Origin of the sequence: Pseudomonas sp. B21128, assembly GCF_044218865.1 — a bacterium.
GTDB classification, from domain to species: Bacteria; Pseudomonadota; Gammaproteobacteria; order Pseudomonadales; family Pseudomonadaceae; genus Aquipseudomonas; species Aquipseudomonas iridis.
Window position 1 is genome coordinate 1713915 of the sequence record NZ_CP162590.1, and the last position, 20951, is coordinate 1734865.

General features: G+C 60.7%; 20 protein-coding genes. 13 read left to right on the top strand and 7 right to left on the bottom strand.

From position 1 onward, the window contains the following. Positions 1-227: 227 nt before the first annotated feature. The 9 genes from mdcA to madM all read left to right on the top strand — a co-directional run bounded on the left by mdcA (position 228) and on the right by madM (position 7453). Positions 228-1898 carry a malonate decarboxylase subunit alpha gene (gene mdcA, locus AB4P91_RS07585; protein ID WP_150601962.1) on the top strand — a complete coding sequence of 557 codons (1671 nt, stop codon included), beginning with the start codon at positions 228-230 and terminating at the stop codon, positions 1896-1898. Further along, positions 1898-2770, top strand: a complete 873-nt coding sequence (locus AB4P91_RS07590; protein WP_395604578.1) for a triphosphoribosyl-dephospho-CoA synthase — start codon at positions 1898-1900, stop codon at positions 2768-2770. The genes mdcA and AB4P91_RS07590 overlap by 1 nt, the downstream gene beginning before the upstream one ends. Continuing rightward, positions 2770-3069, top strand: coding sequence for a malonate decarboxylase subunit delta (locus AB4P91_RS07595; protein WP_003229075.1), 300 nt, complete (start codon positions 2770-2772; stop codon positions 3067-3069). Before AB4P91_RS07590 ends, AB4P91_RS07595 begins: the two co-directional genes overlap by 1 nt. Next, complete coding sequence (locus tag AB4P91_RS07600; RefSeq protein ID WP_150597561.1) at positions 3062-3913, top strand: biotin-independent malonate decarboxylase subunit beta; 852 nt, start codon at positions 3062-3064, stop codon at positions 3911-3913. Before AB4P91_RS07595 ends, AB4P91_RS07600 begins: the two co-directional genes overlap by 8 nt. After that, the gene (mdcE, locus tag AB4P91_RS07605; protein WP_395604579.1) at positions 3910-4695 is read left to right on the top strand and encodes a biotin-independent malonate decarboxylase subunit gamma; all 786 of its coding nucleotides are present in this window, start codon (positions 3910-3912) and stop codon (positions 4693-4695) included. Before AB4P91_RS07600 ends, mdcE begins: the two co-directional genes overlap by 4 nt. Beyond that, complete coding sequence (locus AB4P91_RS07610; RefSeq protein ID WP_150687982.1) at positions 4689-5309, top strand: malonate decarboxylase holo-ACP synthase; 621 nt, start codon at positions 4689-4691, stop codon at positions 5307-5309. Before mdcE ends, AB4P91_RS07610 begins: the two co-directional genes overlap by 7 nt. Next, positions 5306-6226, top strand: coding sequence for a malonate decarboxylase subunit epsilon (gene mdcH / locus AB4P91_RS07615; protein WP_150687983.1), 921 nt, complete (start codon positions 5306-5308; stop codon positions 6224-6226). Before AB4P91_RS07610 ends, mdcH begins: the two co-directional genes overlap by 4 nt. A gap of 64 nt (positions 6227-6290) precedes the next feature. Next, positions 6291-6683: a malonate transporter subunit MadL gene (gene madL, locus AB4P91_RS07620; RefSeq protein WP_042561520.1), complete on the top strand. Its 393-nt coding sequence runs from the start codon at positions 6291-6293 to the stop codon at positions 6681-6683. Between the two features lie 5 nt (positions 6684-6688). Further along, on the top strand, positions 6689-7453 hold the full coding sequence (gene madM, locus AB4P91_RS07625) for a malonate transporter subunit MadM (RefSeq protein WP_042562233.1): 765 nt from the start codon (positions 6689-6691) through the stop codon (positions 7451-7453). Positions 7454-7591: 138 nt separating this feature from the next. On the opposite strand, the gene AB4P91_RS07630 is transcribed toward madM, so the two are convergent. Next, positions 7592-8506, bottom strand: coding sequence for a LysR substrate-binding domain-containing protein (locus tag AB4P91_RS07630; RefSeq protein WP_150597557.1), 915 nt, complete (start codon positions 8504-8506; stop codon positions 7592-7594). A 214-nt stretch (positions 8507-8720) separates the two neighbouring features. Between AB4P91_RS07630 and AB4P91_RS07635 the strand changes: the two genes are divergently transcribed. After that, positions 8721-9338, top strand: coding sequence for a hemolysin III family protein (locus AB4P91_RS07635; RefSeq protein WP_150593613.1), 618 nt, complete (start codon positions 8721-8723; stop codon positions 9336-9338). A gap of 111 nt (positions 9339-9449) precedes the next feature. Here AB4P91_RS07635 and AB4P91_RS07640 read toward each other — a convergent pair whose 3' ends face one another. Both AB4P91_RS07640 and AB4P91_RS07645 read right to left on the bottom strand, forming a co-directional pair. Further along, positions 9450-10169, bottom strand: a complete 720-nt coding sequence (locus tag AB4P91_RS07640; RefSeq protein WP_395604580.1) for a 16S rRNA (uracil(1498)-N(3))-methyltransferase — start codon at positions 10167-10169, stop codon at positions 9450-9452. A 144-nt stretch (positions 10170-10313) separates the two neighbouring features. Then, positions 10314-11720: an adenosylmethionine--8-amino-7-oxononanoate transaminase gene (locus tag AB4P91_RS07645; protein WP_395604581.1), complete on the bottom strand. Its 1407-nt coding sequence runs from the start codon at positions 11718-11720 to the stop codon at positions 10314-10316. Between the two features lie 221 nt (positions 11721-11941). Between AB4P91_RS07645 and AB4P91_RS07650 the strand changes: the two genes are divergently transcribed. The 3 genes from AB4P91_RS07650 to AB4P91_RS07660 all read left to right on the top strand — a co-directional run bounded on the left by AB4P91_RS07650 (position 11942) and on the right by AB4P91_RS07660 (position 15225). Beyond that, on the top strand, positions 11942-13714 hold the full coding sequence (locus AB4P91_RS07650) for a flavin monoamine oxidase family protein (protein WP_395604582.1): 1773 nt from the start codon (positions 11942-11944) through the stop codon (positions 13712-13714). A 348-nt stretch (positions 13715-14062) separates the two neighbouring features. Beyond that, positions 14063-14614, top strand: coding sequence for a cytochrome b (locus AB4P91_RS07655; RefSeq protein ID WP_150593617.1), 552 nt, complete (start codon positions 14063-14065; stop codon positions 14612-14614). 32 nt (positions 14615-14646) lie between these two features. Further along, positions 14647-15225 carry a YceI family protein gene (locus tag AB4P91_RS07660; protein ID WP_042561513.1) on the top strand — a complete coding sequence of 193 codons (579 nt, stop codon included), beginning with the start codon at positions 14647-14649 and terminating at the stop codon, positions 15223-15225. Positions 15226-15391: 166 nt separating this feature from the next. Here the strand turns inward: AB4P91_RS07660 and AB4P91_RS07665 are convergent, their stop codons facing one another. From AB4P91_RS07665 to ahcY, 4 genes are all read right to left on the bottom strand, one after another. Beyond that, positions 15392-17275, bottom strand: a complete 1884-nt coding sequence (locus tag AB4P91_RS07665; protein ID WP_395604583.1) for a DEAD/DEAH box helicase — start codon at positions 17273-17275, stop codon at positions 15392-15394. 221 nt (positions 17276-17496) lie between these two features. Then, positions 17497-18309: an ABC transporter substrate-binding protein gene (locus tag AB4P91_RS07670; protein WP_150597551.1), complete on the bottom strand. Its 813-nt coding sequence runs from the start codon at positions 18307-18309 to the stop codon at positions 17497-17499. Positions 18310-18498: 189 nt separating this feature from the next. Next, the gene (metF, locus tag AB4P91_RS07675) at positions 18499-19344 is read right to left on the bottom strand and encodes a methylenetetrahydrofolate reductase [NAD(P)H] (protein WP_150593620.1); all 846 of its coding nucleotides are present in this window, start codon (positions 19342-19344) and stop codon (positions 18499-18501) included. 192 nt (positions 19345-19536) lie between these two features. Further along, positions 19537-20946 (bottom strand): adenosylhomocysteinase, encoded by a 1410-nt coding sequence (gene ahcY, locus AB4P91_RS07680; RefSeq protein ID WP_047303898.1) that lies wholly within the window; start codon positions 20944-20946, stop codon positions 19537-19539. Positions 20947-20951 lie beyond the last annotated feature (5 nt).

Here is a 20951-nt window from a genome sequence, read left to right on the forward strand (position 1 = left end):
TATGCACCGACCTGAAAACCCGGTCGATTATGGATTCGGTAAAGCACAGTCAGGTCGGCATATTTCTTGAGCATCCCCCAATCGGTCCCCTCTCCCTCCGGGAGAGGGCTAGGGTGAGGGTGCTCTTGATCATTACGCCAAGCGTAATGATTCACCACCCTGCTTGATTGATGGACCCACCCCACACGCCTAACTTAGCTCCACGACAGCGAACCCGTGGAGTGAGCATGACAACAACAATTTCCCCCGACTCGCGCTGGACGCGGCGGCGCGATGAGAAGCAGCGCCGTCTCGACAAGGTGCGTGGGCTGGCCGACGGTGTGGTGTTGCCCACCGACAAGATCGTCGCGGCGCTTGAGGCGTTGATCCTGCCGGGAGACCGTGTAGTGCTGGAGGGCAATAACCAGAAGCAGGCGGATTTCCTCTCCCGCTCTCTCGCCAAGGCTGATCCCGAAAAGCTCCACGACCTGCACATGATCATGCCCAGCGTCGGCCGCTCCGAGCACCTCGACCTGTTCGAACGCGGCATCGCTCGCAAGCTGGATTTCTCCTTCGCCGGCACCCAGAGCCTGCGCATCAGCCAGTTGCTTGAAGATGGGTTGCTGGAAATCGGCGCGATCCACACCTACATCGAACTCTACGCACGGCTGGTGGTGGACCTGATCCCCAACGTCGTGCTCTCGGCCGGGTTCATGGCCGACCGCGCCGGCAACATCTATACCGGCCCAAGCACCGAAGACACCCCGGCGCTGATCGAACCGGCGGCGTTCAGTGACGGCATCGTCATCGTCCAGGTCAATCAACTGGTCGACGACGTCAGCGAGCTGCCCCGCGTGGACATTCCGGCGTCATGGGTTGATTTTGTGGTGGTGGCCGACAAGCCTTTCTACATCGAACCGCTATTCACCCGCGACCCGCGTCACATCAAGCCTGTGCATGTGTTGATGGCGATGATGGCGATCCGCGGCATCTACGAAAAACACAACGTGCAGTCGCTCAACCACGGCATCGGTTTCAACACCGCGGCCATCGAACTGATCCTGCCGACCTACGGCGAATCCCTTGGCCTCAAGGGCAAGATCTGCCGCAACTGGACCCTCAACCCGCACCCGACTCTGATCCCGGCGATTGAAAGTGGCTGGGTTGAAAGCGTGCATTGCTTCGGCACCGAACTGGGCATGGAAAATTACATCGCCGCCCGGCCAGACGTGTTCTTCACCGGTCGCGACGGCTCGCTGCGTTCCAACCGGATGTTCTGCCAACTAGCCGGGCAGTACGCGGTGGATCTGTTTATCGGCGCGACGCTGCAGGTCGATGGAGACGGCCATTCTTCCACCGTTACCCGTGGCCGACTCGCCGGGTTCGGTGGCGCACCGAACATGGGCCACGACCCGCGTGGCCGCCGCCATGGCACGCCTGCATGGCTCGATATGCGCCACGACGACTCGCAGCAACCGATGCTAGAACGCGGCAAGAAACTCGTGGTGCAAATGGTCGAGACGTTCCAGGAGGGGGGCAAACCGACCTTCGTCGAAACCCTCGATGCGGTGGAAGTGGCGAAGAAGAGCGGCATGCCGCTGGCGCCGATCATGATTTACGGCGACGACGTGACCCACCTGCTGACCGAAGAAGGCATCGCTTACCTCTATAAAGCGCGTTCGCTGGAAGAGCGCCAAGCGATGATCGCAGCCGTTGCGGGCGTCACCGCCATTGGCCTGCGCCACAACCCCAAAGACACCGAACGCATGCGCCGCGAAGGCCTGATCGCCTTGCCCGAAGACCTCGGCATCCGCCGCACCGACGCCACCCGCGAACTGCTGGCGGCGAAGAGCGTGGCCGATCTGGTCGAGTGGTCCGGCGGCCTCTACAACCCGCCCGCCAAGTTCAGGAGCTGGTAATGCACGCATTCAACCTGCAAACGAAACCTCTGAGCCTGGCCGAGCGACTGGCGGATCTGGCGGTCGACGCATTGATCGACGAAGCGGATCTGTCACCGAAACCGGCACTGGTGGATCGTCGTGGCAACGGCGCGCACACCGATCTGCACCTGGGCCTGATGCACGCTTCGGCGCTGTCGTTGTGGCCAGCGTTCAAGGAGATGGCCGAAGCGGCTGTCGACATCGGCGAAGTCGCTTTGCCGTTGCGCGAAGCGATTGGGCGGATTGGCCGTGAAGGCGAGCAAGCGATGCTCGCGACCACTGATGGCGTGAATACCCATCGCGGCGCGATCTGGGCGTTGGGCCTGATCGTGACAGCGGCGGCACTGGACGTGAAATCCAGCACGGTTGGTGCTGTTTCCGTCAGGGCCGCACGTCTGGCGCTGCTCGATGATCGCTACGCACCGCGCCCGCTAAGTCACGGCGCGCAAGTCGCACTGCGGTACGGCGCACGCGGTGCTCGCGAAGAAGCGCAACTGGGTTTTCCGTCGGTGCTGCAACGCGGCTTGCCGCAGCTCAAAAGCAGTCGCGCCTGTGGTCAGGGCGAACAGAACGCCCGACTCGACGCCTTGCTGGCGATCATGACTGACCTGGCCGACACCTGCGTGCTCTATCGCGCCGGCGAAGCGGGGTTGCAAGCCATGCAGCAAGGCGCGCAAGCGGTGCTGGATGCCGGCGGTAGCGCCAGCCTCACCGGCCGCCGTCGACTGCACGAACTGGATCAACAACTCATCGCATTGAATGCCTCGCCCGGTGGCGCCGCCGACTTGCTCGCCGCCACGCTACTGCTCGACCGAATCGAGCGCGAAGGCCTCTTTCAGGGAGCGTTTTGATGGAAACCCTATCGTTTGAATTCCCCGCCGGGCAGCCGCCACGCGGTCGCGCGCTGGTCGGTTGTGTTGGCTCGGGCGATCTGGAAGTGCTGATCGAACCGGGACTGGCCGGCAAGTTGACGATCAACGTGCAGACCTCGGTCAACGGCGCGCAGCAGCGCTGGCAGCACTTGTTTGCGCGGATGTTCGACGGCACCACGCCGCCCGCCATGGCCATCGATATCCACGATTTCGGCGCGACGCCGGGTGTGGTGCGGTTGCGTCTGGAGCAAGGTTTCGAGGAGATCGGCCATGACTGACAGCGCAGCGCTTTTGCACAAACACAGCTTCGTTGAACTCGGCGCGCGGCAACGGGCGAAAGCCTTGCTCGATGCCGGTACCTTCCGCGAATTGCTTGACCCGTTCCAGCGCGTCATGTCGCCATGGCTTGAACGCCAGGGCGTGGTGCCGCAGGCCGATGACGGCGTGGTGATCGCCAAGGGCAGCGTCGATGGGCTGCCGGTGGTGATCGCCGCCATCGAAGGCGCGTTTCAGGGCGGCAGCCTCGGCGAAGTCGGCGGGGCGAAGATTGCCGGCGCGCTGGAGCTGGCCGCCGAGGACAACCGCAAAGGCATCCCGACCCGCGCCATATTGCTGCTGGAAACCGGTGGCGTGCGTTTGCAGGAAGCCAATCTCGGCTTGGCGGCGATTGCCGATATTCACGCGGCAATTGTCGATTTGCAGCAGTACCAACCGGTCGTCGGTGTGGTGGCGGGCAGCGTGGGTTGCTTTGGCGGCATGTCGATTGCCGCTGCGCTGTGCAGCTATCTGCTGGTGACCCAGGAAGCACGCCTTGGCCTGAACGGCCCGCAAGTGATCGAGCAGGAAGCCGGGATCGAAGAATACGACTCACGCGACCGGCCATTTATCTGGAGCCTGACCGGTGGCGAGCAGCGTTTCGCCAGTGGGTTGGTGGATCGTTATGTCGCCGATGATGTGGCGCAGATTCGTCAGCAGGTCGGCGAATTACTGCAGCAAGGATTGCCGACGCAACCGCGCAGTCAGCGTGCCGAGTGGTTCCTGCAGCGTCTGGCCAGCCTTGACACTGACAAGCAAATCGAGCCTTCGGTGGTTCGCGATCTGTATCAAGGAGAGCGCTCATGAGTAGCTATTCCGTGCGCGGTTTGAACTGGTTCAACGCGTTGAGCGCTGGCGCCGTAGAGGTCGAAGGGTTGCCGTCATCGTTGAAAGTTGCCGATGGCCAGCTCGGGCGTTTTATCGCCGTGGTCGCTGACCCGCACAATCGTTTTCCCCGTGCTCGAAACGGTGAAGTCGGGCTGTTGGAAGGCTGGGGTTTGGCCAAGGCTGTGGATGACGCGATCACGGCTGACCGCGACAAATCACAGAAGCGCCCACTGATCGCCATCGTCGATGTACCAAGCCAGGCCTATGGTCGTCGCGAAGAAGCGCTGGGCATTCATCAGGCTTTGGCCGGTGCTGCGGACAGTTATGCCCGCGCACGTTTGGCCGGGCATCCGGTGATTGGGCTTCTGGTGGGCAAAGCGATGTCCGGGGCGTTTCTTGCCCACGGTTATCAGGCCAACCGTTTGATTGCCCTGCGCGATCCCGGCGTGATGGTGCACGCGATGGGCAAGGCGTCGGCGGCGCGGGTCACGTTGCGCAGCGTCGAAGAACTCGAAGCACTGGCCGCCAGCGTGCCGCCGATGGCTTATGACATCGACAGCTACGCCAGCCTCGGCTTGCTCTGGGAAACCCTGTCGGTGCAGCAGATCGAACAGCCGACAGCCGAGGATCTGGCCCGGGTGACTGGATGCCTGAACCAAGCGATCAACGATGTCAGCATCAATGATCTGAGCGGTCGTCTCGGTGCGAACAATCGTGAAGCTTCCAGCCGCGTGCGCGAACTGCTGAGGGCGCAGTGGTGAACATGCCTCTGGCCCACGATCTGCTCTGGGGCATGACGCCTGCGCAGTTGCCGGTGGATGCGCCGCAGTGGGCGGTTGAATCGCTCAGGGTCGGGCAACCGGTGGTGGTGCGCCGGGCAATGAGCGCTGATGGTTTTGTTGCCGTTGGCGTGCGCGGTGTTTTGCGCGAGCAGCGGTTGGCGGCGTTCATGGCAGTCGATTCGATTGCCTGTCGGGTCAGTCCGGAAGCGCTTTGTCATGTCGACAGTGATCGCGACGTGCCGGCCCTGCGCGCGCTCGAACGGTTGCGGCCGATGCTCGATGATTGCGGTTGGGTCTGGGGCGTCAGTGGCAGTGCCGGGTTTGAACTGGCCAGTGGCTTTGCGGCGATGCATGAGGGCAGCGATCTCGATCTGATCCTGCGTACGCCGCACCTGTTGGCGCGTAATCAGGCGCGCAAACTGGTAGCGCTTTTCGATCAGGCAGCCTGCCGGGTCGACATGCAATTGCAGACGCCATTCGGCGCGGTGGCCCTGCGCGAATGGGCTGGCCCCTCAGCGCGGGTGCTGCTGAAAAACGCCCATCAGGCGTGTCTGGTGGCAGATCCATGGAATGTGCAGGAGCAGGCAGCGTGAGCAGCCTTTTGGTGTTCCCAGGCCAAGGCGCGCAGCAACCGGGCATGCTCCAGCGGTTGCCTCGGGAAACCTTAGTCGAGGCCAGCGATGTGCTCGGCGAAAACGTGTTGCTGCTCGACTCTGCCGAAGCGTTGCGCACGACAAGGGCGGTTCAGTTGTGTCTGTTGATCGCAGGCACAGCCGCTTCGCGGCAACTGCTGCAGCACGGACTGACGGCGGATTACGTCGCAGGTTTGTCCATCGGCGCTTACCCGGCAGCGGTGGTGGCGGGTGCCTTGAGCTTCAGCGATGCACTGCATCTGGTCAGCCTGCGCGGTGAGTTGATGCAGCAGGCTTATCCACAGGGCTTTGGCATGACCGCGATTATCGGCTTGCAGTTGTCCACAGTCGAAGCGTTGCTGGTGCAGGTTCATAGCGCCGAAACGCCGGTTTATCTGGCCAACATCAACGCCGATAACCAAGCGGTCATTGCTGGCAGTGACAAGGCGATGCAAGCGGTTGCCGAACTGGCGCGCAGTCGTGGCGCGGGGCTGGCGAAACGTCTGGCGGTCAGCGTGCCGTCGCATTGTCCGCTGCTGGATCACCCGGCTCAGGCCCTCGCTGAAGCCTTCGCCAAAATACAACTGCAAACCCCGCAAATCGCTTACCTGAGTGGCAGCCGGGCGCGCCCGGTGACTAAGGTCGATGCCCTGCGCGACGACCTCGCTTTCAACATGTGCCGCGTAGTGGACTGGCGCGGCACCGTGCAAAGCGCCTACGAGCGCGGCGTGCGGCTACAGATCGAACTGCCGCCCGGTGCGGTGCTGACCGGGCTGGCGCGCCGGGTGTTTGAATCAGGCACTGTCACTGCCTTCGACAGTGCTCGCCTCGACACCTTGCAGGCGCTGTTGCGTGAGGAGGGAAGCCGCCGAACCTAAAACGCCGACTCAAGCTTCGAACAACAAAAACAACATTCGACGATGCACTTTGAGGACTACAACAATGATTATTTACGGTGTGGCGTTTCTCGCCTTTTGTACGCTGGTGGGTATCTGGGTCGGTGAACTGCTCGGCAAGCTGATCGGCGTGCCGGCCAACGTCGGCGGCGTGGGCATTGCGATGCTGCTGTTGATCGGCCTGGGCAGTTATCTGAACAAAACCGGCTGGCTCAAGGGCAAGACTGAACAGGGAGTCGAGTTCTGGAGTGCGATCTACATTCCGATCGTGGTCGCCATGGCGGCGCAGCAAAACGTTTACGGCGCACTGAAGGGCGGGCCGATGGCGATTCTGGCGGGGACGCTGGCTGTGGTGATTGCGTTTGCCATGGTGCCGGTGCTGGTACGCCTTGGTAACAAGGAGTCGACCGCCGTCATTCCACCCAAGACTGTGGGGTGATCGCCATGTACGAATCATTGATGAAAGTCATCACCGGTTACGGCCTGATCAGCGGTTTCCTGATTGTCGGCCTGACCATGTGGGTGTCCTACTGGATGTCCAACACCTTCACCAAGGGCCGGTTGCACGGTTCGGCGATCGCCATTCTGCTCGGGCTGGTGTTGTCCTACGTTGGCGGTGCGCTGACCGGTGGACAGAAAGGCGTGGTGGATATTCCACTGTTGTCCGGTATCGGTTTGCTGGGCGGAGCGATGCTGCGCGATTTCGCCATCGTTGCCACGGCGTTCGGCGTGAGTGTTGAAGAGCTCAAACGAGCCGGGTTTGTCGGTGTACTGGCGCTGTTTGTCGGGGTGGGCACGTCGTTTGTCGCCGGTGTAGGTGTGGCGATGGCATTCGGTTATACCGATGCGGTGAGCCTGACCACCATCGGCGCGGGGGCGGTGACTTACATTGTCGGCCCGGTGACCGGTGCGGCGATTGGTGCCAGTTCTGAAGTCATGGCGCTGTCGATTGCCGCGGGGTTGATCAAGGCCATTCTGGTGATGGTGATGACGCCGTTCGTAGCGCCGATGATCGGCTTGAACAACCCGCGCAGCGCGGTGATCTTCGGCGGGTTGATGGGCACTTCCAGTGGCGTGGCTGGCGGGCTGGCGGCGACGGATCCGAAGCTGGTGCCTTACGGTTGTCTGACGGCGGCGTTCTATACCGCGCTTGGGTGTTTGCTTGGGCCTTCGGTGTTGTTTTTGGTGATGCGGGGGTTGGTGGGGTAGGGCTTTGGTTGTTTGTTACCTGAGCTGACGCCATCGCGGGCAAGCCCGCTCCCACAGGGCGATGTGTTGAACACAGATTTATTGTGCGGCGCAACACACTGTGGGAGCTGGCTTGCCAGCGATTCAGACAACTCGGTTTCAGACCTGGCGATTGGCATACATCCGACACTCCGCCAACAACGCGAGCAAATTCGGATCGCGCTCCTTGGCCTTCAAAAACACCACGCCGATGTGCTGCTGCAACCGATACTTTTCCTGCAGCGGAATCAGCTTTACCCGGTTCTCGTACACCGCCGCAATCCGCCCCGGCAGCAACGCATAACCTACCCCGGAACTGACCATGCTCAGCAGCGTGAAGATGTCATTCACCTGCATCGCCACCTTCGGCTCGAACCCCGCCTGCCTGAACACCCGATTGCCGTCCTGATGCGTGGCAAAGCCCTGGGTCAAGGTGATGAAGGTTTCATCGCGTACGTCCGCCAGATCAACTTCACTGCGCTGGGCAAATCTTGAATCGGCAGGGGTGGCGAGGAAAATGTCATCGGAGAACAGCGCAATCTGCTCGCAATCCGGGTCGTTGATGCTGTCGTCCAGCGACACCAGAATCGCGTCGACTTCCATGTTTTTCAGCTTGTAGAGCAGGTCGATGTTCGAGCCAAGAATCAGGTCGATGTTGAGTTCGCTGCGGCGGATCTTCAGGCCCATGATCAGTTGCGGCACGGTTTTCACGGTCAGTGAATACAGCGAGCCGAGCTTGAAGCGTTCGGCGGAGAACCCGGCGGCCTCGCGGGTCAGGCGTACGCTTTCGACCACGTCCTGGATCAGCTTCTGCGCGCATTCCTCCAGTACATAGGCGCTTTCCAGCGGCGTCAGGTTGCGGCCTTCGTGTTTGAACAGCGGGCAGCGCAGGGCGTTTTCCAGCGAGTGAATCGCGCGGTGCACGCTGACGTTGCTGGTTTGCAACTCGGCAGCGGCACGGGCGAGATTGCCGGTGCGCATGAAAGCGAGGAACACCTCGAGTTTTTTCAGGGTCAACTCTTCGTCGATCAGCATGGCGCGGACTCTTTTTGGTATCGGCCGATTGTGCACGGTAAACGCGGCCCTTTGTAGGAGCTGCCGCAGGCTGCGATCTTTTGCCTTTGAAGATCAAAAGATCGCAGCCTGCGGCAGCTCCTACGCGGATTCATGTTGAACGGAAACATTGCGCTTTTACGCTCAAGGCCCGAGCCTTGCGCACTGCGGTAATGAATTTTGAGGTGAGCAATAGATGTATCACGGAGAACGATTGAACGCCTGGACGCATCTGGTCGGGGCAGTGGCGGCTTTTATCGGTGGAGTGTGGATGCTGGTCATCGCCTGCCTCGATGGCAGTCCATGGAAGATCGTCAGTGTGGCGATTTACGCGTTTACCCTGCTGGTGTTGTACAGCGCATCGACCGTGTACCACAGCGTGCGCGGGCGCAAGAAAGAGATCATGAAGAAGGTCGATCACTTTTCGATCTATCTGCTGATCGCCGGCAGCTACACGCCGTTTTGTCTGGTGACTTTGCGCGGGGTGTGGGGCTGGACGTTGTTCGGGATTGTCTGGGGGCTGGCGCTGATCGGCATTGTGCAAGAGATCAAACCGCGTTCCGAGGCGCGGATTCTGTCCATCGTGATCTATGCGGTGATGGGCTGGATCGTGCTGGTGGCAGTCAAGCCGTTACTGGCGGCGTTAGGCGCGACGGGTTTCGCGTGGCTGGCGACGGGCGGGGTTCTGTACACCGTGGGGATTATCTTTTTTGCCCTGGATCATCGTCTGCGGCATGCCCACGGGATCTGGCATTTGTTCGTGATTGCCGGGAGCCTGCTGCACTTTGTCGCGATCATGTTTTACGTCCTGTAGGCCGAGGCGCGGCTAATCGCTGGCAAGCCAGCTCCCACAGGTGCGTTGTTGGCCACAACATTTGTGAACAACACTGAACCCTGTGGGAGCTGGCTTGCCAGCGATGGGGTCCTAGAAATCACCCCACAACTGTTGTGCCACCGCCAACGCAACCACCGGCGCCGTCTCGGTCCGCAACACGCGCGGACCGAGGCGTGCAGCGTGGAAGCCGTTGGTTTTGGCCTGCTCGACCTCGGCCTCGGACAAGCCGCCCTCCGGCCCGATCAGAAACGCCAGTGTCGAAGGTTTGGCATGGCTCACCAGTGGCTCGGCCACCGGGTGCAGCACCAGTTTCAACTCGGCTTCGGTCTGCTTGATCCAGTCCGCCAGCAGTACCGGTGGATGAATCACCGGGACCCGCGAACGACCACATTGCTCACACGCGCTGATCGCCACCTGACGCCAATGCTGCAGGCGTTTGTCAGCGCGCTCGTCTTTGAGGCGAACTTCACAGCGATCGCTGAAGATCGGCGTGATTTCATTGACGCCCAGTTCGGTGGCTTTCTGGATCGCCCAGTCCATCCGCTCGCCGCGGGACAGGCCCTGGCCGAGATGGATGTGCAGTGGTGATTCGATCTGTCCGGCGAACTGCTCGTCGATCTGCACTACCACGCGTTTCTTCCCGACTTCCAGCAAGGAACCGCGAAACTCATGGCCGGAACCGTCGAACATCTGCACCGCATCGCCCTCGGCCATGCGCAGCACGCGGCTGATGTAATGCGCCTGCGCTTCCGGCAGTTCGTGTTGGCCGGTGCTTAGCGGGGCATCGATAAAGAAGCGGGACAGTCTCATGCGGGGTCTCTGTAAAAAGTGTAAAAGTCTGGCGGCCCCATCGCTGGCAAGCCAGCTCCCACAAGGACTTGCGCAGACCCTGTGGGCGCTGGCTTGCCAGCGATGACGGTAGTTCGGTCACCGCTGAAGCTTAAGTGAAATAGATCAGCCCGGATCACGGAAACCGGGGTGGAAATCTTTCGGCACGGCCACGCTGACGCTGTCACGGGTGGCGATGTCGATGCCTTCGCTGGCGACTTCGGCGAGGAAGTCGATCTGCTCCGGCGTGATCACGTACGGCGGCAGGAAGTACACCACGCTGCCGAGCGGACGCAGCAGTGCGCCACGCTCCAGCGCATGCTGGAACACCTTCAGACCGCGGCGCTCCTGCCAAGGGTAGGCTTCTTTGGTGGCTTTATCCTTGACCATCTCGATAGCCAGGACCATGCCGGTCTGACGCACTTCGCTGACGTTCGGGTGATCGACCAGGTGCGCCGTCGCCGACGTCATGCGCTGAGCGAGTGCCTTGTTGTTCTCGATCACGTTGTCCTGCTCGAAGATATCCAGCGTCGCCAGCGCCGCCGCACACGCCAGCGGGTTGCCGGTGTAGCTGTGCGAGTGGAGGAAGGCGCGCAGAGTTGGATAGTCGTCGTAGAACGCGCTGTAGACATCGTCGGTGGTCAGGCACGCGGCCAGCGGCAGGTAGCCGCCGGTCAGGGCCTTGGACAGGCAGAGGAAGTCCGGACGAATGCCGGCCTGCTCGCAGGCGAACATCGTCCCGGTGCGGCCAAAGCCGACGGCGATTTCGTCGAGGATCAGGTGCACGCCGTAACGGTCGCAGGCCTCGCGCAGCAGCTTGAGGTACACCGGGTGATACATGCGCATGCCGCCGGCACCCTGAATCAGTGGCTCGACGATCACTGCCGCAACGCTGTCATGGTTCTCGGCCAATGTCTGTTCCATTGCCGCGAACATGTTGCGCGAGTGCTCTTCCCAGCTCATCCCTTGCGGACGCCCGTAGCAATCCGGGCTCGGCACCTTGAGGGTGTCCATCAGCAGGGCTTTGTAGGTTTCGGTGAACAGCGGCACGTCGCCGACCGCCATCGCCGCCATGGTTTCGCCGTGGTAGCTGTTGGTCAGGGTGACGAAGCGTTTCTTGCCCGGCATGCCGCGGTTGAGCCAGTAGTGAAAGCTCATTTTCAGCGCGACTTCGATGCAGGACGAACCGTTATCGGCGTAGAACACCCGGTTCAGGCCTTCCGGCGTCATTTTCACCAGACGCTCGGACAGCTCGATCACCGGTTGATGGCTGAAACCGGCGAGAATCACGTGCTCCAGTTGATCGACCTGATCCTTGATGCGCTGGTTGATCCGCGGGTTGGCGTGGCCGAACACGTTGACCCACCACGAGCTGACTGCGTCGAGGTAGCGCTTGCCTTCGAAATCTTCGAGCCAGACGCCTTCGCCGCGCTTGATCGGGATCAGCGGCAGTTGTTCGTGGTCTTTCATCTGGGTGCAGGGATGCCACAACACCGCGAGATCGCGTTGCATCCACTGATTATTAAGGCCCATTTACAGTCTCCTCGAGGCGGCTCGCGACAGGCGCGGGCAAACAATCGCGCAAGCCTATGCAATGCATCGCGCGGGAACAACCCATTGTGTCGATTGAGCTACTTTGTATGAGCCGATAGACGTCGCTGGCGGCGTTTTGATGGCTAACGTATTCTTCGCGGTTCTTTGGGTCGTCTGACCCGCACAACTGCTTTTTTCTGTGTATTTCCGGAGTTCGCTGAATGTCTGTCGGTTGGCTGCGCGCCTGTGCGCTGGTGATGTTGGGGCTGTTCAGCGTTACGGCGCTGGCCAAGGATAAAACTGCAATCGTGATCGGCGGCGGCCTGTCGGGCCTGACCGCTGCTTATGAGCTGCAAAACAAAGGCTGGCAGGTCACGCTGCTCGAAGCCAAACCAAGCCTGGGCGGTCGCTCGGGCATGGCCACCAGCGAGTGGATCGGCAATGACAAAACCCAGCCGGTACTGAACAAGTACGTCTCGACGTTCAAGCTCGGCACCACGCCTGCGCCGGAATTCGTGCGCACGCCCGGTTATCTGATCGACGGCGAGTATTTCTCCGCTGCCGACCTGGCGACCAAGCAACCAGCCACCGCCGATGCGCTCAAGCGCTATCAGAAAACCCTCGACGATCTGGCGCGCTCGATCGACGATCCACAGAACCCGGCAGCGACCAACACCCTGCACGCACTGGACCAGATCACCGTGTCGAGCTGGCTCGACAAACAGAATCTGCCAGCCACTGCGCGACAGTTGATCAACCAGGACATCCGCACTCACTACGACGAGCCTTCGCGTCTGTCGCTGCTGTATTTCGCCCAGCAGAACCGCGTGTATCGCGGCGTCTCCGACCGTGACCTGCGCGCCTCGCGTCTGGTCGGCGGCAGTCAGGTGCTGGCGCAAGCGTTCGTCAAACAGATCAAGGTCATCAAGACCAATTCGCCGGTATCGGCCATCAATCAGGACAAGGACGGCGTGACCGTCAAGGTCGGCAGCGTCGGTTACCAGGCCGATTACGTCGTGCTGGCTGTACCGTTGCGTGCCTTGAACAAGATTCAGCTGACCCCGGCGCTGGATGCTCAGCGTCTGGCGGCGATCAAGGGCACCAACTACGGTTGGCGCGACCAGATCATGCTGAAGTTCAAGACGCCGGTGTGGGAAAGCAAGTCGCGCATGTCCGGCGAGATCTACAGCAACACCGGTCTCGGCATGTTGTGGATCGAGCCCGCGCTGAAGGGCGGCGCCAACGTGGTGATCAACCTGTCCGGCGACAATGCCCGCGTGATGCAGGCATTTGGCGACAAGCAGATGGTCGATCAGGTGCTGATTCGTCTGCACGCGTTTTATCCACAGGCCCGTGGCTCGTTCACCGGTTATGAGATCCGTCGCTACAGCACCGACCCGTCGATGGGCGGCGCGTACCTCGCCTACGGCCCGGGCCAGATCAGCAAGTTCTGGCGCGTCTGGGAGCGTCCGCTGCAACGCGTAGCGTTTGCCGGCGAACACACCGACACCTTGTACCCGGGCACTCTGGAAGGCGCGCTGCGCACCGGTCAGCGTGCGGCCAGCCAGGTTGAAGATCTGGCGGCAGGCAAATCATTTGAACCGGCCAAAGTGATCCCGGCAGCAGCGGCGGGCGCGGCCGGTGCCGTGGCAGCGAAGAAGGGCAACTTCTTCAGCAATCTGTTCGGTGGTTCGGATGATGAGAGGAAGCCAGAGCCTGTGAAAGCTCCAGAGCCGGCTCCAGTTCCAGTGGCTCCAGCGCCTGCGCCGACCCCTGCGCCAGCGCCGGTGGAAGCACCGAAGCCAGCCGCACCGGTAAAAGCCGAGCCTGCAAAGAAAGCGGCGGCCAAGCCAGCAGCGAAGAAACCTGCGGCGAAAACCGAAGCGAAAAAGCCAGCGGCCAAACCGGCGGCAAAAAAGGCTGAACCGGCGAAGAAGCCAGCAGCCAAGCCAGCAGCCAAGCCTGCGGCAACGACCGAGACCAAGGCGCAGTAAAGCCTTGCGGTAAATGAAGAAGCGCGGCGCTTATGCCGCGCTTTTTTTTGCCTGTAAGGGCCTCATCGCGGGCAAGCCCGCTCCCACAGATTTTTGCGATGAACGCAGAATTTATGCCCGCCAGCGACCACTGTCGGAGCGGGCTTGCCCGCGATGAGGCCTGTCCAAACAGCGAATCATCAGGGTCTGCCACCTAACCTCCCGCCACCCTTTCTCCTTTAATCTTTCCTTAACACGCCACTTTCAGACTCTTCATCGTATTTCTCGATATTTCAAAGCGAAATTTTCCGCTTTAATTCGATAGATAACTCGCTAGTCTTGGTTCGCAGTTCTCACAGGATTTGGGCAATGCAGCTACGTAACTCTTCTTCGCGCTATGGTTGGGTCAGCATCTTCATGCACTGGGGTGTGGCGCTGGTGGTCTTCGGACTGTTCGCGCTGGGCCTGTGGATGGTAGGGCTGGATTACTACAGCACCTGGCGTAAAGACGCGCCGGATCTGCACAAGAGCATTGGTCTGGTGCTGCTGGCTGTGATGGTGTTGCGGGTGTTGTGGCGTTTTATCAGCCCACCGCCGCCGACGCTGCAAAGCTACAGCCGCATGACCCGTATCGGCGCTAAATTCGGCCACGGGTTTCTGTATCTCGCGCTGTTCGCTGTGATGCTTGCCGGTTACCTGATTTCCACCGCAGACGGTGTCGGTATTCCGGTGTTTGGCCTGTTTGAAGTTCCTGCACTGGTTTCCGGGCTACCGGATCAGGCAGATACCGCTGGGGTGATTCATCTCTGGCTCGCGTGGGCGCTGGTAATTTTTTCCGGTCTCCATGCGTTGGCAGCATTGAAGCACCACTTTATCGATCGTGATGCGACCCTCACTCGAATGCTCGGTCGCAAAGCCTGAAATTCAACCTCGACTCCAAAGGAAAACAAAGCATGTTGAAAAAGACTCTGGCCGCTCTGGCAATCGGTTCTGCCGTTCTGTCCGCCAACGTAATGGCAGCTGACTACGTCGTTGATAAAGAAGGCCAGCACGCCTTCGTCGACTTCAAGATCAGCCACCTGGGCTACAGCTTCATCACCGGTACTTTCAAGGACATCGACGGCAAGTTCAGCTTTGACGCGGCCAAGCCTGAAGACAGCAAGATCGAGTTCAACGTCAACACCGCCAGCGTGTTCACCAATCACGCCGAACGCGACAAGCACATCGCCAGCGCAGACTTCCTCAATGCCAGCAAGTTTGGCAAAGCGACGTTCGTCTCCACCAGCGTCAAGTCCACCGGCGCGAACACCGCTGACGTGACTGGCGACCTGACCCTTCTGGGCGTCACCAAGCCAGTGGTTGTCAAAGCCACTTTCCTGGGTGAAGGCAAGGATCCATGGGGCGGCTACCGTGCCGGCTTCGAAGGCACCACCAGCATCAAGCGTTCCGATTTCGGCAAGCAAAAAGACCTGGGTCCCAAGTCCGACGCGGTCGAGCTGTACGTTTCGTTTGAAGGCGTGAAAGCGAAGTAATTTTTCGCCAGCCACACAAAAACGCCCCCGGTTGGAAAGCCGGGGGCGTTTTTTATTGCCTGCCACACACACATCCCCCTGTGGGAGGTGTGTACAGGGTTGGCGTTGCGCATAAAAAATGCCCCGGCTCTTGCGAACCGGGGCATTTTTTCATTGCGGCATCACATCAGCGATTGCGCGTCAGCAAGGCCGGTTTTTCGCCACGTGGGCGGCTTGGCAGTTGATCGAGCTGCTCAGGAGTCGGGAAGCGGTCGGCTTTCGATTCCTTGTGCATGATCTTCGGGCCATTGCTGCGCGGGGCCTGCACGGCTGGCTCGCTACGAGGCTGATCGTCACGGGCCGGGCGGCGGTTGCGCGAGGACGAGGAAGAGTCGTCGCGACGACCCGACTGACCGTCACGCGGTGCACCATTGCGTGGACCGCTACGCTTGGCTGGCGGGGTGCCGGTGCTCGAGCCGTTGGTGTTGCGCGGAGCGTTCTGGCGACCCTGCGACTGACCGCCGCGTGGTGCGCCCGAACCTGCGCCTGCGCCCTGGGCCGGTGCGCCTGGACGACGACCGCGACCGCCGGCAGGGGCTGGCTTGGGCACGTAGTCAACGCGGTTGCCGAAGTTATCCACGTCGTCGTCGAGGAACTCGTCCGGAGCGCGGTCAGCAGCAGCACGTGGCGGCTGGCTCGGACGCTGGTCACGGACCGGTGTGCCTTCGCGAGGCTTTTGCTGACGGGCAGGACGCTCGCCGCGTTCGCCGGCTGGCTTTTCCTTGCTCTTTTCCTTGCCCTTGTCTTTACGACCGCCGCCACCGCCGCCGCCATTCGGACCGTCGCCACGCGGGCCACGAGGATTGCGCGGGTTGCGCACGTCCGGACGTTCACGCACTTCCGGTTTCTCGGCTTCAATGGTGCTCGAGTCGAAGCCCATCAGGTCGCCGTCGGCGATTTTCTGCTTGGTCATGCGCTCGATGCTTTTCAGCAGTTTTTCTTCGTCCGGTGCGACCAGCGAGATCGCCTCACCCGAACGACCGGCACGGCCAGTTCGGCCGATACGGTGCACGTAGTCTTCATCGACGTTCGGCAGTTCGAAGTTGACCACGTGTGGCAACTGGTCGATGTCCAGACCGCGCGCGGCGATGTCGGTGGCAACCAGAATGCGCACGTCGCCAGCCTTGAAGTCGGCCAGGGCTTTGGTGCGAGCGTTCTGGCTCTTGTTGCCGTGAATCGCGACAGCCGGCAGACCGTGCTTGTCGAGGTACTCGGCCAGACGGTTGGCGCCGTGCTTGGTACGGGTGAACACCAGCACCTGTTCCCACGCGCCGGCGGTGATCAGGTGCGCCAGCAGCGCACGCTTGTGGCTGGCCGGCAGACGGAATACGCGCTGTTCGATGCGCTCGACCGTGGTGTTCGGCGGCGTGACTTCGATGCGTTCCGGGTTGTGCAGCAGTTTGCCGGCAAGGTCGGTGATGTCTTTGGAGAACGTCGCCGAGAAAAGCAGGTTCTGACGCTTGGACGGCAGACGTGCGAGGACTTTCTTCACGTCGTGCACGAAGCCCATGTCGAGCATGCGGTCGGCTTCGTCGAGGACGAGGATTTCAACGTGGGACAGATCGACGCTGCCCTGGCCGCACAGGTCGAGCAAACGACCCGGGCACGCCACCAGCACGTCGACGCCACGGGCCATGGCCTGAACCTGTGGGTTCGTGCCGACGCCGCCGAAGATGCAGGCGCTGACGAATTTCAGGTCACGGGCGTAAATCTTGAAGCTCTCGTGAACCTGGGCCGCGAGTTCGCGGGTCGGGGTCAGGACCAGTACGCGCGGTTGGCGCGGGCCGTGACGCTGGGATTTGTCCGGGTGACCGTTGGGGAACAACCGCTCCAGGATCGGAAGGGCGAAACCGCCGGTTTTACCAGTACCTGTCTGCGCCGCAACCATCAGGTCGCGACCTTGCAACACGGCGGGAATGGCCCGCTGTTGCACCGGAGTAGGCTCGGTATAGCCCGCATCTTCGATGGCGCGGACTAAAGCCTCGGAGAGACCGAGGGAAGCAAAGGACATGAGTAATCCTGTTTTAGTTAGGGCTTGGCCCAATGGGAATCTTGCCTGGCGCGAATCACGTTTAAGAGGACGCAATCCCGTCCGGTCCTGCTGCGGTTCCAAAGACACGTCTGGAGTGCTCGCGCGGGCTGAAAGCTGCGCTGTAGCGGGTCGAGAGGCCTGTTAAGGTTCCGGGCGTCCGGGCGTGAGCCTGGCGGGAACGCCGGAGTATAACAGAGCAATCACTGCGCGCCGCTTTCCTGCTGCTCAACGGTTTGGCTGTCCGCCGACGCACTACTCAATGGCACCGTCTGGCCAGGGGCTGCGCCATAGCGTGCGCTCAGCTCGGCGTAGGCTGGTTCGCGCTTGAAACGCTTGAGTTCGGCGCCGAAGCGCTGGACCAGCAAATCCATCCCGGCATTGCGCCGAACTGCAAGAAACTGGCTCTGGCGGCTAATAACCGTGGGGTTTTCGCTGATCAGATCGCGAATATTCAACTCATCGAGCAAATGCTGGCCGACACGGCGATCAGTGATCAACAAATCGATGCGTCCTCGCACCAGTTTGCCGAAGTTGGCTTCATGGGTCGGCGCGGGCTCGCGGGTAAACAGGGTCGATTCGCTGAAGTCGGGGCTGTACAGATAGCCCGGTGAAGTGCCGATGGTCAGGCCTTTGAGGTCGTCGAGCTTGGTGAACGGGTGGGGTCGCTCGTTGGCGTAGAACATCACGAACTCGACATCCGACAGCGGCTCGCTGGGGTAGAGCAGGGTGGCGTCGCGCTCGTCGCTGTGAAAAATATCCAGCGCACCGTCGGCCTGGCCGGCTTCGAGCATCGACAGGCAGCGTTTCCACGGCAGGAACTGCCATTCGACTTCAATGCCCAGGCGCTTGAACACAATGGCGGTGGTTTCGTAGTCCAGTCCGAGCTTTTTACCGTTCTCTTCATAGACGTAAGGCGCCCACGGCTCGGTGACAATACGCAGCTTCTCGCCCCGAGCGGCGAAGCTCAGGCAAGCAAAAACCAGCACGGCGAATAGTTGCGTGATCAAAGGCATGGCTTGAGATTACGACGAGAAACCATAAAGAGCCAGAAACGGCCTTTACAAGCTCTGCCTCGGGCCTTTAAAAGCAAAAAATCGCAGCCTTCGGCAGCTCCTGCCGGGAGAACTAAATCCCAAGGAGCTGCCGCAGGCTGCGATCTTTTGATCTGGCGTGTAGCTTTCAGCTTGAAGCGTGTAGCTGCTTCAGCGCGGCAACTTCAGGTTATTCCAGATCGCCAGGCTAGGTTCAGCCTGGTTCATGGAATAGAAGTGCAGCCCCGGTGCGCCGCCCTGCAACAGGCGTTCGCACATCTCGCTGACGACTTGCTCACCAAAGCGCTGAATGCTTTGAGTGTCATCGCCATAGGCTTCCAGTTGCTTGCGGATCCAGCGCGGGATTTCCGCACCGCAGGCATCGGAAAAGCGCGCGAGTTTGCTGTAGTTGGTGATCGGCATGATCCCCGGCACCACCGGAATATCCACGCCCAGCGCCTGCAAACGATCGACAAAGTAGAAGTAGCTGTCGGCGTTGAAGAAATACTGGGTGATCGCGCTGTCGGCGCCGGCGCGAGCCTTGCGCACGAAGTTGGCGAGATCGTCTTCGTAATTGCGCGCTTGCGGATGCATCTCCGGGTAAGCGGCGACTTCGATGTGGAAATGGTCGCCGGTTTCTTCACGAATGAATTCAACCAGTTCATTGGCGTGACGCAGCTCACCGCTGGTCATGCCCATGCCGGACGGCAAGTCGCCACGCAGGGCAACAATGCGCTTGATGCCGGCAGCCTTGTACTCGTTCAGCAGGCCGCGCAGGTCGTCCTTGCTGTCGCCGACGCACGACAGGTGCGGTGCGGCCGGTACTTTGACTTCGCTTTCCAGCTGCAAAACGGTGTTGAGGGTGCGATCACGCGTCGAACCACCTGCGCCATAGGTGCAGGAGAAGAAGTCGGGATTGTACGTTGCCAAATGACGGGCAACGTTGAGCAGCTTTTCATGCCCAGCATCGGTCTTGGTCGGGAAGAACTCGAAGCTGTAGCGACGGTCTTGGGACATCGGAGGGGACCTCCAGCTACAAGCGGCAAGCTTCAAGCTGCAAGAGAAGCGGAGGTGCGCTTGTCTCTTGTGCCTGGAGCCTGCTGCCTGACACTGTTTTGAAATAGGGGCAGAGCCTCACGCTTTACACGGCAAGTCCGGCTTTTGACCTCGCTTGCCGCTTGAAGCTGGATGCTCGCAGCTGCTCTAAACTTAGTAGCGGTAAGCGTGCGGCTTGAACGGGCCTTCGACGGTGACGCCGATGTAGTCAGCCTGTTGCTTGGTCAGTTGAGTGACCACGCCGCCGAAGCCGCGAACCATTTCCAGGGCCACTTCTTCGTCGAGTTTCTTCGGCAGTACTTCAACGGTCAGGCGCTCGGCTTTCTGGGCTGGCGACAGGTCGGCGTACTTCTGGTCGAACAGGAAAATCTGTGCCAGCACCTGGTTGGCGAACGAACCATCCATGATGCGGCTCGGGTGACCGGTAGCGTTGCCCAGGTTCACCAGACGGCCTTCGGCCAGCAGGATCAGGTAGTCGTCGTTCTGAGCGTCGAAAGCGCCAGCACCGGTACGATGAATCTTGTGTACCTGCGGCTTCACTTCTTCCCATGCCCAGTTCTTGCGCATGAAAGCGGTGTCGATTTCGTTGTCGAAGTGACCGATGTTGCAGACAACGGCGCGTTTCTTCAGGGCTTTGAGCATGTTCGAGTCGCAAACATTGACGTTACCGGTGGTGGTCACGATCAGGTCGATCTTGCCCAGCAGCGCTTTGTCGATGCTCGCTTCGGTACCGTCGTTGATGCCGTCGATGAATGGCGAAACCAGCTCGTAGCCGTCCATGCAAGCCTGCATGGCGCAGATCGGGTCGACTTCGGACACTTTAACGATCATGCCTTCCTGGCGCAGGGACTGGGCGGAGCCCTTGCCCACGTCACCGTAACCGATGACCAGCGCTTGCTTGCCGGACAGCAGGTGGTCGGTGCCGCGCTTGATCGCGTCGTTCAGGCTGTGACGGCAGCCGTACTTGTTGTCGTTCTTGGACTTGGTCACCGAGTCGTTGACGTTGATGGCCGGGATTTTCAGCTCGCCCTTGGCCAGCATGTCCAGCAGACGGTGTACGCCAGTGGTGGTTTCTTCAGTCACGCCGTGAACGCGATCCAGAACCTGTGGGTATTTCTTGTGCAGCAGCTCGGTCAGGTCGCCGCCGTCGTCGAGGATCATGTTGGCGTCCCATGGCTGGCCATCTTTCAGGATGGTCTGCTCCAGGCACCACTCGTACTCTTCTTCAGTTTCGCCTTTCCAGGCGAAAACCGGGATGCCGGCAGCAGCGATAGCGGCAGCAGCCTGATCCTGAGTCGAGAAAATGTTGCAGGACGACCAGCGTACTTCGGCACCCAGGGCAACCAGGGTTTCGATCAGCACGGCAGTCTGAATGGTCATGTGGATGCAGCCGAGAATCTTCGCGCCTTTCAACGGCTGTTCGCCGGAGTACTTGCGACGCAGACCCATCAGAGCCGGCATTTCCGATTCGGCGATGATGGTTTCGCGACGGCCCCAGGCAGCCAGGGACATGTCGGCAACTTTGTAATCGTTAAAATCTGCAGGCGTGATAACAGCGCTCATGAAGA